1 protein-coding gene is annotated in these 903 nt (G+C 56.3%); it reads left to right on the top strand.

Annotation, left to right across the window (positions count from 1 at the left end; genetic code table 11):
* On the top strand, window positions 1-903 hold a 903-nt coding region (locus BN93_RS00280; RefSeq protein ID WP_394329925.1), incomplete at both ends, for a beta-ketoacyl synthase N-terminal-like domain-containing protein.

The raw sequence follows: 903 nt of genomic DNA, 5'->3' as shown, positions 1-903 counted from the left end.
CCTACTCTTTGCCCATCGTCTGTTGGAGATGGGGCAGTATCGGCAAGTCGTTGTGTGCGGTTGCGATGTGCAATCGGCCTTCATCGTGTCGGGGTTTCAGTCGTTCAAGGCCTTCTCGCAAGCGCCTTGCAAGCCATTCGACCTATATCGCGACGGACTAAACCTCGGCGAAGCGGCAGCAACGATGATACTATCGACCACTGAACCAACAACCCAACGCGCATGGCACATCGTGGGCGGAGCCGTCAGAAACGATGCTTACCACATTTCAAGTCCCTCGAAAAAGGGCGAAGGATGCTATCGGGCGTTGGTGGCAACGGGCGTAAACGATGCCGAGAACATCGCTTTCGTCAGCGCACACGGCACCGCCACGCCCTATAACGACGAAATGGAGGCCAAGGCTTTGCATCGGGCAGAGCTATCGGCTGTACCCGTTAACGCCCTTAAAGGCATTTACGGACACACGATGGGCGCCGCCGGCGTACTAGAAACCATCCTTTCGATGATGTCTATCGAAGACGGAACGGTGCTGCCCACCATCGGTTTCAGCGAGTTAGGGGTAAGCAAGCCTTTGCTTATCAGCGCACAAGCGCAGCCCACAAGCAAGCATTCGTTCGTTAAAATGCTGTCGGGCTTTGGCGGATGCAACGTTGCCATGAAGTGGCAATGGGGCGAAAGCACGGCCAATGGCAACGAAACACAGGGCCAAAGCAAGGCACTGCCCGCGCTTATACCGCTCCGCCGCGTGCAAATTACGCCACAAGAAGTGCAGATCGACGGCCACACACTGGCCATCGACAACCCAAACGGCGCACTACTCACAGCCATCTACAAGCAATGGGCCAACGATTACCCCAAGTTTTACAAGATGGACGGCCTTAGCAGGCTGGCTTTCGCGGCAGG

Origin of the sequence: Prevotella conceptionensis 9403948 (genome assembly GCF_000312305.1) — a bacterium.
Taxonomy (GTDB): Bacteria; Bacteroidota; Bacteroidia; order Bacteroidales; family Bacteroidaceae; genus Prevotella; species Prevotella conceptionensis.
This window is presented reverse-complemented; position numbering and strand designations above follow the sequence as displayed.